At 64.7% G+C, this 10,628-nt stretch carries 13 protein-coding genes; 5 read left to right on the top strand and 8 right to left on the bottom strand.

The annotated features are described in order from the left end of the window. Window positions 1–155 precede the first annotated feature (155 nt). Entirely contained in the window at window positions 156–1,139 is a 984-nt protein-coding gene (locus BerOc1_RS08665) for an arsenic resistance protein (RefSeq protein WP_071545317.1), read from the bottom strand. 16 nt (window positions 1,140–1,155) lie between these two features. Then, on the bottom strand, window positions 1,156–1,374 hold the full coding sequence (locus tag BerOc1_RS08660; protein ID WP_071545316.1) for a hypothetical protein: 219 nt from the start codon (window positions 1,372–1,374) through the stop codon (window positions 1,156–1,158). 102 nt (window positions 1,375–1,476) lie between these two features. Between BerOc1_RS08660 and BerOc1_RS08655 the strand changes: the two genes are divergently transcribed. Then, on the top strand, window positions 1,477–2,124 hold the full coding sequence (locus tag BerOc1_RS08655; protein ID WP_071545315.1) for a Crp/Fnr family transcriptional regulator: 648 nt from the start codon (window positions 1,477–1,479) through the stop codon (window positions 2,122–2,124). A 206-nt stretch (window positions 2,125–2,330) separates the two neighbouring features. Continuing rightward, the gene (locus BerOc1_RS18835) at window positions 2,331–3,122 is read left to right on the top strand and encodes an HAD hydrolase family protein (RefSeq protein ID WP_129586510.1); all 792 of its coding nucleotides are present in this window, start codon (window positions 2,331–2,333) and stop codon (window positions 3,120–3,122) included. Here BerOc1_RS18835 and BerOc1_RS08645 read toward each other — a convergent pair whose 3' ends face one another. Then, window positions 3,123–3,644 carry a thermonuclease family protein gene (locus BerOc1_RS08645; protein WP_071545314.1) on the bottom strand — a complete coding sequence of 174 codons (522 nt, stop codon included), beginning with the start codon at window positions 3,642–3,644 and terminating at the stop codon, window positions 3,123–3,125. Window positions 3,645–3,705: 61 nt separating this feature from the next. Between BerOc1_RS08645 and BerOc1_RS08640 the strand changes: the two genes are divergently transcribed. Then, window positions 3,706–4,536, top strand: coding sequence for an MBL fold metallo-hydrolase (locus BerOc1_RS08640; RefSeq protein WP_071545313.1), 831 nt, complete (start codon window positions 3,706–3,708; stop codon window positions 4,534–4,536). 118 nt (window positions 4,537–4,654) lie between these two features. On the opposite strand, the gene BerOc1_RS08635 is transcribed toward BerOc1_RS08640, so the two are convergent. The 4 genes from BerOc1_RS08635 to BerOc1_RS08620 all read right to left on the bottom strand — a co-directional run bounded on the left by BerOc1_RS08635 (window position 4,655) and on the right by BerOc1_RS08620 (window position 7,263). After that, window positions 4,655–5,362, bottom strand: a complete 708-nt coding sequence (locus BerOc1_RS08635; protein ID WP_129586509.1) for a hypothetical protein — start codon at window positions 5,360–5,362, stop codon at window positions 4,655–4,657. A 48-nt stretch (window positions 5,363–5,410) separates the two neighbouring features. Continuing rightward, window positions 5,411–6,040 carry a hypothetical protein gene (locus BerOc1_RS08630; protein WP_071545311.1) on the bottom strand — a complete coding sequence of 210 codons (630 nt, stop codon included), beginning with the start codon at window positions 6,038–6,040 and terminating at the stop codon, window positions 5,411–5,413. A 100-nt stretch (window positions 6,041–6,140) separates the two neighbouring features. Continuing rightward, the gene (locus BerOc1_RS08625; protein ID WP_071545310.1) at window positions 6,141–6,386 is read right to left on the bottom strand and encodes a hypothetical protein; all 246 of its coding nucleotides are present in this window, start codon (window positions 6,384–6,386) and stop codon (window positions 6,141–6,143) included. 43 nt (window positions 6,387–6,429) lie between these two features. After that, window positions 6,430–7,263 carry a phage capsid protein gene (locus BerOc1_RS08620; protein WP_071545309.1) on the bottom strand — a complete coding sequence of 278 codons (834 nt, stop codon included), beginning with the start codon at window positions 7,261–7,263 and terminating at the stop codon, window positions 6,430–6,432. Between the two features lie 256 nt (window positions 7,264–7,519). On the opposite strand from BerOc1_RS08620, the gene BerOc1_RS08615 reads away from it, so the two are divergent. After that, window positions 7,520–8,566 carry a tRNA dihydrouridine synthase gene (locus BerOc1_RS08615; protein ID WP_084641278.1) on the top strand — a complete coding sequence of 349 codons (1,047 nt, stop codon included), beginning with the start codon at window positions 7,520–7,522 and terminating at the stop codon, window positions 8,564–8,566. A 12-nt stretch (window positions 8,567–8,578) separates the two neighbouring features. After that, window positions 8,579–9,214: a cyclase family protein gene (locus BerOc1_RS08610; RefSeq protein WP_071545308.1), complete on the top strand. Its 636-nt coding sequence runs from the start codon at window positions 8,579–8,581 to the stop codon at window positions 9,212–9,214. Window positions 9,215–9,227: 13 nt separating this feature from the next. Here the strand turns inward: BerOc1_RS08610 and BerOc1_RS08605 are convergent, their stop codons facing one another. After that, entirely contained in the window at window positions 9,228–10,592 is a 1,365-nt protein-coding gene (locus BerOc1_RS08605; protein WP_071545307.1) for an aminotransferase-like domain-containing protein, read from the bottom strand. Window positions 10,593–10,628 lie beyond the last annotated feature (36 nt).

The following is a 10,628-nucleotide window of genomic DNA, read 5'->3' as shown; positions in this document are numbered from 1 at the left end:
AGTACGCCTTGCCGATCACACACCCCGCGAAGCGGCACCAAAAAGTTTAGGAAAAAGGAGGGGATGGGGGGTCCGGGGGAAGGGGAGGGAAAAGCCCTTTTCAAAGGGTTTTCCCTCCCCTTCCCCCGGCCGCCGGAGGCACTCGCGACCGGCCGTCAGGCCGGTTGCGCGAGTTCCTCGGGCAACCCGAAGACCTTGGGGGTGAAGCGGACGTACCAGGCGGCGGACTGGACCTGGATGATGTAGGCCATGGCGATGACCAGGGCGGCGTCCGAGCCCTGGGTGCCGAAGGCGTTGATGGCGATGGCCAGGGCGATGGACAGGTTGCGCATGACCGAGCCGTAGACCAGGGCGATGGCGTCGCCGCGCGGCAGCATGGACTTGCCGATGAGCGTGGAGAGCAGGAAGTTGAAACCGTAGAGCAGGAGCAGGGGCACGAGGATGTCCAGGAGCACGCCGGGCGCGGCCGCGATGGTCTTGGCCTTGAGGGCCAGGGCCACGAACACGATGCCGAGCACGCCCACGGTGGACAGGCCCGGGAATTTCGGGCCGATGTCGCGCTGGAACGTCTGTTGGCCGTAGCGCTTCACCAGGACCCGCTGGGTCAGGTAGCCGAGCGCCATGGGCAGGAAGACGATGAACAGGATCTGCTTGAACACGGCGGACAGCTGCATCTGGATGGCCGTGCCCATCAGGGCCTGGACGTAGAACGGGGTGGCCAGGGACCCGGCGATGAGCCCGATGACGGTCATTTTGACCGCGGCGGACATATTGCCCTTGGCGAACCCGGTCCAGGAGATGGTCATGCCGCTGGTGGGCACCAGCCCGGCCAGGAGCAGTCCCAGGGCCATGTACGGGTTGTCCCGGAAGAAGAGGAGGCCGACGCCGAAGGCCAGGAATGGGGTCAGCCCGAAGTTGATGAGCTGCGTCAGGATTTGCGCTTTGGCGTCGCCCCCCTCAAAGACCTTGCGGATCTTGAGCGTGACCATCATGGGGTAGACCATGAGGAAGGTGAACGGGATGATCGCGGCCTTGAGCCAGGCCGTGTCCGCCCACAGTCCGTAGGCGAACCCGGCGAGCATCATGACCGGGATGGCGTAGATCAGATTTCTGGTCAGTTTCCGCAATATGGTGAACATGTCGGCTCCTTGGGGTTTATTCCTGGCCCGATCCGGCCATCTCGGTGGCGCGGCACTCGGGATCGGAACAGCAGGGGGCGTCGCCGTCGCGGTAGACGACGACCCCGTGGCGCACCGGCTCGACGATGTACCGCCTGGAACATTCCTGGCAATTGACGTAGAAGGGGGCGTAGTTGTCGAAATCGCCCACCACCTGGCCTGCGTTGCAGTACGGACAGTGAATGGTTGCGCTCATGGGGACCTCCTTGCTTTTTCTCGTTGTCGTCCTCAAAATAGGCGCGTGAAGCCCCTTTCACATTGATCTCGATCAACTTGCAGCACTTTTTCGGGGATTTTCATGCAGCCCATCGATCTCAAGAACGAAATCAGCGCCTTTCCCATCTTCGAACGGCTCGACGACGCCCAGCTCGACCGCATCGCCTCGCACGCCGAGGTCCTGCGTTTTCCCAAGAAATCCATGTTCTTCAGCGAGGACAACTCGTCCCAGGGGCTGCACGTGCTCCTGACCGGACAGGTCAAGCTCTTCCGCCTGGCCGAGGACGGCAAGGAACAGACCATCTTCGTGTTCGGGCCCGGCGAGCCGTTCTGCCTGTGCTCCACCTTTTCGGACGGCAAACTGCCCGCCAACCTCGGCGCGCTCGAAGACAGCCGCATCCTGTTCATCCCGCCCCGGGAATACGAACGCTTGGTCCGCGAAGACCCTTCCATCCTCCTGACCATGATGCGGGTCATGTCCCGGCGGCTCAAGGACGCCATGGACATGATCGACTCCCTGTCCCTCAAACAGGTCCCCTCCCGGCTCATGGCCTACTTTGAGAGCCGACACCAAAACGGCCGCGTCACCCTCGACCTCTCCCAACGCGAACTCGCCAAGATCATCGGCATCACCCCCGAAGCGCTGTCCCGCACCCTGCGCAAAATGGCCGACAACGGCGACATCCGCATGGATGGCAACGACATCGTCCTGCTCGACATGGAGGGGTGAGAGAGGAGTCTTCGGCGGCTCTCCGAACCCCATGGACGCCCGGCGCGAACACTTCGGGACACCATTCTAGCCGGACCCATCCCAACCCCCGCAAAACAAGCCGTCAGTCCGCGCCCCAGCCGCCGGAGGCATCTTTCCTCCCAATGTTGCGCGGTGGGGCCGGGCAGGGTAGGTTACACGGCAAACCGAGCAGTCAAGGAGTCGAGATGGCCACATTTCCGCCTGTCACCATATTGGTTCGGAACATCGACAAATCCGCGCGTTTCTACAAGCGGGCGCTGGGTTTCGACCTGGCCTGGGACGGCTTGCTGGTCGGTCCGTACGGCCAGTCGCTGCGCCTGGTGGAAGGGCCGGGCACCACGTCCGGTGGGTGCGTGATCGTCACTCTCGAGGTGCCGGACGTGGACCGGGCCGTGGACGCCATATTGGACAACGGCGGGGGCCGGGCCGAGAAGCTGATGGGCGACGCGCCGCTGTACCTGGGGCCGGACGGCGAGATGCTGGCCCTGTCCGGGCGCGGGCTGCCGGGCGCGAAGCGCATTCGGCTGGTGGTCTACGACTTTGACGGGGTGATGACGGACAACATGGTCCTGACCGACCAGGACGGGCGCGAGTCGGTCCTGGCCAACCGCAGCGACGGGCTGGGCGTGGGGCTTATCCAGCGGCTGGGCATCCGGCAGATCATCCTGTCCACCGAGGCCAACCCGGTGGTCAAGGCGCGAGCCGACAAGATCGGGCTGGAGGCGCTGCACGGCATCCGCGACAAGGGCTCGGCCCTGCTCCGGCTGGCCGAGAAATACCAGATTTCCGTGGGCGACATCCTGTTCATCGGCAACGACATCAACGACGCCACGGCCATGGGGCTGGCCGGGTTCAAGGCCGCGCCCGCCGACGCCCACCCGTCCATCCTGGCCATGGCCGACTACGTGACCGACGCCACGGGCGGCCACGGCGTGATCCGCGAGATGGCCGACGTCCTGACCGCCGCCTTCGAATAGCTACTTCCGGCGGTGGGTCCGCCGCCACTGGCCCGGGGTCATGTCCAGGCCGCCCTTGATCCAGAATCCGCGCCTTTCCCGGCGCGCCTCCTCTTCCGCCTCTTTGAACCGGTTGTAATACCGGGTGTTCGGCTTGATCCGGATGGGGACGGCCAGCCCGGCGCGAACCAGCGCCTCGTTGAGCATGCGGCCGTCCGCATAGACGTAGGCCAGGGTGCGGCCGTAGCGGTCGCGGCGCTCCTTGTCGAACTCCAGGCGCAGGGTTTCGCCCCGGCAGAAACGTTGGGAGAAGTCCCTGGCCTTGCGGCTGTATTCCTGCTTGTATTCCGGGGCGTCCACGCCGATGAGCCGGATTTCCAGGACCTCGCCCATGTGGTCCACGCGCAGGGAATCGCCGTCCAGGGCGCGCAGGAAACGGGCGTCCGGGCCGTCGGCCCCGGCGTGAGCGGGCGGGAGGCAGACGCAGGTGAGCATGCAGGCCACGAAAAAAGCGCGGAGAAAAAGGGGGTTGCGGCGGCGCATGCGTTGAGCATAGACTCTTTTCTCCTGTCCCGCCAGTAGACCGCAACCCCGGAGGCCCCTGATGGAACTAACCTTTCTGATAGACAACAACGCCCTGGTGGGCACCCGGCTCCTGGCCGAGGCCGGGCTGTCCATGCTCATCGAAACGGACGGAAAGCGCGTGCTGTTCGACACCGGCTATTCGGACGCGTTCCTGGCCAACGCCCGGTGCCTGGGCGCGGACATGGACCACCTGGACTGGATCGCCCTGTCCCACGGCCACTCGGACCACACCTGGGGGCTGGGCATGCTGCTGCGCTACTACGACATGACGCCCCGCCCGGACCGCACCCGGGCCGGACTGATCGCCCACCCCAAGGCGCTGGGCGCCAAGCGGCACCGTGGCATCCCGGAGTTCGGCTCGCTGGTGGCCGAGGACAAGCTGGCCAGCTATTTCGACCTGAAGCTCACGGCCGAGCCCGTCTGGCTGACCGACTCCCTGGTGGCACTCGGTGAAATCGAGCGGGTCACGGATTTCGAGAAGCCAGCGCCCCTGGGCGAGCGGCTGGAGGACGGCGCGTTCGTGCCGGACGACATCCCGGACGACACGGCGCTCGCCTACGTCTCGGACACGGGGCTGGTGGTCATCGCGGGCTGCGCCCACGCGGGCATCTGCAACACCGTGGAGCAGGCGAAGCGGGTGACGGGCGTGGACAACGTCCGCGCGGTGCTCGGCGGATTCCATCTGCAAAAAGCCCAGCCCGAGCGGCTCGACCCCACGGCGGACTACCTGGCCGCGCTTGACCTGGAGGGGCTGTGGTGCTGCCACTGCACGGACCTGGCCGCCAAGATCAGTCTGGCCGCCAAGTGCCCGGTTAGGGAGGTTGGCTCGGGCATGAAGCTGGCGTTCTGAGGACCGGCACGACAAAAATGTGGAGCTGCCCTGAGGCAACTCCACTGATTCATGTCACCGGACTTTCCGGGTCTTATCCACCAAGTATCCCCCATTTGATTCTCGATAAGAGGCGTGATCAATCACCCCTTTCCATCCTCCGCTTGGCGAGCCAAACGACGGCGAACAAAGCGACATACGCGCCGTGCGCCGTCAAAAGCACGGGAACAAAGCGGCCCCGGTAGGGAGCCCCGAGGAAATGCGTCGCCAAATACACTGCCGAAAAAAGCGCGGTGGCGGGAGCGACAATAGCGAGCGCCTTGTCCCGCAACATGGAGGCCAGGAACACGGCGAGAACGAAATAGAGGAGCCAGGTATAGTCGTTGGCCAGCCCGGTTGCATCATGCGACGTGAAGGCGGTCAGGTAGGCCAGCGGCGTGTAGGTCAGAAGAAACAACACGCAATACCATGTCCACCCATCGGCGGCGACCGCCACGCCGCGGCTCTGCCGGATAAGGCTCGCCGCATCGGCGAATACGACGAGCACGAAGAGGAGCATGCCCGCGCCATACGGGGTTGAGAGCGATTCCGGCGCAACAACGGCCAAGGACACGGTCAGATACGCCGGATAGAGGATATGAAGGGCGAGCAGCCAACCGAGCGCCTTACCGAAGACTGCCCGCTTCGTCCGAAAATACAAAAAGCACAGGGGGAGCTCCAGCGAGAGTAACGCCGTATAACCAACGGCAAAAACAAGATTTTGCCCTTGCACCACGGTTTCGCGAACATGATTCGAGAACAGAGCGAGGATGACAACCGCGCAGATATCCAGGATTATTTTGTACATGGGTGTCCCTACGGGGAGCACGGAGCCTTCCGGCACCGCACTCGTTCCTTATTCCTCTTTTCCTTTTCGTATTTCTCCCCATTTCCTTATCGGAGACACAATGGGGTCTGGCAAATCCAAAAATCCGTGCGCGAACCCTTCCAGTTTGTTCTTCAATAATTTTTCGGCCTGATCGCGCTTCGGGTCCCCCTTGGGCTTCCACAACGGTGGTACCAGGTGTTCATATGCCCATGATTTTTCCCGATCATTCTCTTGAGGCGTATCAGAAGAGTTCTTCTGCTCGTCCTTTCCAGCCCCAGATTTTTCCCCAGTTTTCTCAGCAGCCTGCCCTCCCATAGCGAGCAGAGTGCGGGGCGGGTCAGCGGGCTGGGGCCCGGTAGAAACAGGCCGATTCTTCGGCGCGTTGGCCTGCTTGTCTGTGCCCCTCTCCGGTTGACCGTAGGCATGATTCAGTGAGACCTTTCTCCCCTCCTCGGTGGGGTTCCAGTCGAGCGGTTTTTCCACGGTCCACCAGTCCAAGGAGCGCTTGTTACCGTGAAACTTTTTGCTCAGGCGGCCCTCCTTGCGGACCGGCTCCATTACGCCGTCCGCGTATTCGAGCCACTGTCGGCGGGGGGCGCCGGTAAACGTATCCATTCTTGTACGAGTAAACGCATCGCTTTTCAACAGGTCGTTCATATCGATTTTCCTTTCTAGGCTGTTTTCTTGAGAAAGGGCCTCCCGAAGGAGGCCCATAGAGGGGGAAGTGCCCCCAACGTCAATCTCCTCTGTTTGTCCGTTAGGCGGTGATCACGGTGACCGCGCCGTCCGTGTTGGCCGCGACCATCAGGTCGATGGCGGAAGCCATGTTCGCGCCGGTGCAGGCGATGACGATGTCGCCGGTCTCCAGGTTGTAGTCCTCGGCCGCCTGGTCGAAGTAGCCCGGCCCGGCCACGGTGGCCGCGTCGTCCTCGGAGCGGTAGATGAACAGCTGCTGGCCGGGCACGCCGCCCATGAGCCGCATGTCTTCGCTGGTGTATGCCATGGTTGGTATCTCCTTTTGCGGTTGGTTGTGGTCGATTGCGGTCCTAGACGATGGCCGCGTCGTCGTCGCACTGGATCTGGACCACGCCGTCCGGATCGATGAGGCAGGCCCCGGCCGAGAGCATGTGGTCCACCAGGTGGGCGGCCTTTTCCGGCACCCAGTCCACGAAGGCCTGGACCTTCTGGCCCTCGGCCAGGCCCGCGGCGTTGCGGTGGTAGATGTAGCACTTGCGCATGCCCGCCTCGTCGAGCGGCAGGCCGGTGTGGAACATCCAGGTGATGCCCAGCCAGGTGCGGGACTCGGTGCCCTTGAGCCAGGCGTACTGCTCGCCCGCGTAGTCGCTGGACTTGAACTCCTGGATGTTCAGCAGCTCGTTCCACTGGTGCGGGCCGACCACGGCGAAGCGGTGGCCGTCGTCGGGCACGTCGTTGGCGTTCAGCGTGCCGAAGGCCTGGAGGATCTTGTCCTTGGTCAGGCCTGTGGCCGCCTCGGCGACCACGTTGGTGGCCCCTTCGAGCTTGGTGATGATCAACTCGTCGATCTTGCGGCCGAGCGCCCAGGCGCCGGCGTTGGCGGCCACCTGCTTCTCGTCGCTCTTGTCCTTGAGCTCGTCGAGCTTGTCGATGTACTCGGCGGCGTACCAGTCGGACAGGGTGCAGGACACGTTGGAATGGTTGAGGTTCATGAGCGGCACGTTGCCGTGGCGGGTCTTTTTCCCGGCCGCGCCCTTGCCGACCTTCTGGAAGACGCACTTGGCACCCTCCACCTCGGTCTGCAGGCGGACGGTCTGGCGCATCTTGGAGCCCTGGGCCTGATAGGCCTGATGGACCATCTCGACGTACTGGGAGACAAAGGCATTGCTGACAGTCGTGGACATCGGTTTCTCCTTGTCCGTTGCGGTTGTGACATGCCGGGTATCCGAGCTGCGTCCGCCGGGCGGGTGTCCGGGAGCGGGCGGGCGAACCGTTCGCCGCCGCTCCCGGGCCGCGTGCAAGACCTCCGGGCCGGGTGCGCAAACCGTACCACCGGTTTTCCGCAAACACCGGTTTCGTTGAAGAATGTCAGGGGAAAACAGCCGAGAGGTATAAAAAAGCAACTTGACAGGGATTCAAATCCGGGCAGATTCGGCCGTGATGCAACCGCTCGACGAAAACCGCAGACAGAAACTGGCCGAACGCCTCAATCAACCGCTGACCATCGGCTCCAAGACCGTGGCCAACCGCCTCTGGCTCGCGCCCCTGGCCGGGCTCGGCAACGTGGCCTTTCGCGAGGTGCTCGACGGGTACGGCGGGTGCGGGCTGACGTTCACCGAGATGTGCGGGGCCAAGAGCGTGCCCACCGAGAGCCCGCTGGTCTCGCCGGTCTTCCGCTGGCGCGAGGCCGAGCTTCCCCGCCTGGTCTGCCAGGTGGCCGGGGCCACCCCGGAGCAGATGATTCCGGCCGCCCGGCGCGTGCAGGACTGCGGCTTCTTCGGCTTCGACATCAACATGGGCTGCTCGGTCTCCGGCATCGTCAAGAAGAACGCGGGCGCGGCCCTGCTCAAGGACCCGGACCAGGCCCTGCGCGTGGTCGAGGGGGTACGCGGGGCCATCTCCATCCCCCTGTTCATCAAGTTCCGCACCGGCTGGACCCCGGACATCGAACCCGCCGTGAGGCTCGCCAAACGCTTCGAGGACGCGGGCGCGGACTGCCTGGTCTTCCACCCGCGCATGGCCCCGGACAAGCGCACCCGCCCGGCGATCCGCGGCCACATCAAGACCATAGCCGACGCGGTGTCCATCCCGGTCCTCGGCAACGGCGACGTCATCACCCCGGAAGACTGCCTCGACATGCTCGCAACCACGGGCTGCGCCGGCGTCTCCGTGGGCCGCATGGCCATCGCCCGGCCCTGGCTGTTCGCCGAGTGGACCTCACCCTACACCCCGCCCGAGACCTGCTTCCGCGACTACGCCCTGCAACTGGCCGACGCCCTGGACCATCACTTCGACCCGGTGCGGGCGCTCAAGCGCTACCGGCTGTTCACCATCTATTTCGCGGCCAATTTCCTGTTCGGCCACTCCCTGCAATCCCGATTCCTCAAGGCCAGGAACATGGATGAAATACGGGATGCCGTACGAAAGCATGTCCAACCGGGCATGCAACTCGTCAAACGGCCGAACATGAACATGTACAATATCTGACGGAGGGTAGCCATGCAGACCATCGATCTCAGCCATACCATCCGCACCGGCATGCCGGTCTTTCCCGGCGACGAGACGCCCAATGTGCGCCGTACCCATTTCGTCAAGAAGCACGGTTTCGCCCAGACCGCGCTTACCCTGACCACCCATGCCGGGACGCACGTGGACGCGGCCGCGCACCTGTTTCTCGATGCGCCCACCCTGGACGGACTCGGCCCGGACAACTTCACCGGCTGGGGCGCGGTCCTTGACCTGACCGCACTGACCACCCCGCTCATCGACCAGCCCGCTCTCGCGTCCCTGGCCGACATCGACAGCCTGGACTTCGCCCTGCTGCACACCGGCTGGGACCGACACTGGAACACCGACCGCTATTACCGGGATTTTCCCACCCTGACCCAAACCGCCGCCCGCTTCCTGGCCGGGCTCGGCCTCAAGGGCGTCGGCGTCGACACCCCGTCGCCCGATCCCGTGGATTCCCATGACCTGCCCGCGCACCGCATCCTTTTCGACCACGGCCTGACCATCGTCGAAAACCTCACCCGTCTCGGCGACCTGCCTTCCGAGAGCTTCATATTCTGCTGCCTGCCCCTGAAAATAGCCGACGGCGAAGCCTCGCCGTGCAGAGCCGTGGGGATTGCGCTGTAGCGAAAGGGCGATCCTAGGGCCGTCCCCGCAAGATCTCCCGTAAGGTCACCAATCCCTGCCTCAGCTGGTCCAGGGATTCGGTGCCGGTGAGCGAGACGCGGGCGGCGCGGGGGGCGGGGTTTTGGCCGACCACGAATTTCTCGGCGCCGAAGACGTTGACGCCCTGTTGGGCGGCGGTTTGTTCGAGGGCGTGGCCGGTCCAGGGTTCGGGCAATTCGAGCCAGAGGAAGAAGCCGGTGGGTTTGCCGTGGAAGCGCAGGCCGTCGAGAATGTCGCAGGCGAGCATGTACCGGCGGGCGGCCTCGGCCTGTTTGGCGGCCACCACGCGGTCGGCGGTGCCGTCCGTGATCCACATGGCGGTCAGTTCCACGTTCAGGGGCGGGGCCATCCAGATGGTGTTGAGCACGGCCTGGGCCAGGGGCTTGAGCATGGGCTGCGGAGCGACGACAAAGGCGACGCGCAGTCCGGCGGCCAGGGATTTGGACATGCCCGCGATGTACACCGAGCGACGCGGCACGCGGTTGCCCACCGGTTCGATGCGGCCGGGGTCGGTCAGGTCGTAGGCGTCGTCCTCGATGAGGATGAGGTCGTGTTTGTCGGCCAGGCGGGCGATGTCGTTGCGCCGGGGTTCGGGCATGGAGATGGTGGTGGGATTGTGCACGCCGGGCATGAGATAGAGCGCCTTGATCTCGTCGCGGCGGCAAGCCGCGTCCAGGCTGTCCGGGACCATGCCGTGCTCGTCCATGGCGATGGACACCAACCGCAGGCCGAGCATGGCGGCCAGGGTCTTGAGCCCGGGGTAGGTCAGCCGGTCCACGGCCACCCGGTCGCCGGGCTTGAGCAGGCCGCCCAGGGCGCAGGTCAGGGCGTGCTGGGACCCGGCGCAGACGATGATGTCCTCGGCCTTGGCCGGGACGCCGTACCTCTCGGCCCAGAGCGCGCCCGCCCTTCGGTGTTCGGCCTGGCCGCGCGGGTCGGAATAGCGCAGCAGCGCTGACGGGTCCTTGCGCCGGGCGATCCGTTTGAACCCTTCGGATATCTCCGGGTCCAGGTGATCCAGCGGCGCGATGAGCCCGAGCTCGAGCATGCCGGGCGCGCTCGGCTCGAACGAGACCATGGCGGAGTTGGTCACCGCGTCCGAGGTGACGAAAGTGCCGCGCCCCACCGTGGCGGACACCAGTCCGCGTTTCTCGGCCTCGCGGTAGCCGCGCGTCACCGTGGACACGTTCAGCCGGAGCGCGTCGGCCAGGTCGCGGTGCGTGGGCAGCCGCTCGCCGGGCGCGAGCGTCCCGGCCGTGATATCCCGTTCGATGGCGTCCGCCAACTCCACGTACAAGGGGCCTTCGCCCCGGACCAGTGCGGGTGCGTATATTGTCATGCAGACAATATATTCATTGACTACACACAAAGTCAA

Source organism: Pseudodesulfovibrio hydrargyri (assembly GCF_001874525.1).
GTDB classification, from domain to species: domain Bacteria; phylum Desulfobacterota; class Desulfovibrionia; order Desulfovibrionales; family Desulfovibrionaceae; genus Pseudodesulfovibrio; species Pseudodesulfovibrio hydrargyri.
This window is presented reverse-complemented; position numbering and strand designations above follow the sequence as displayed.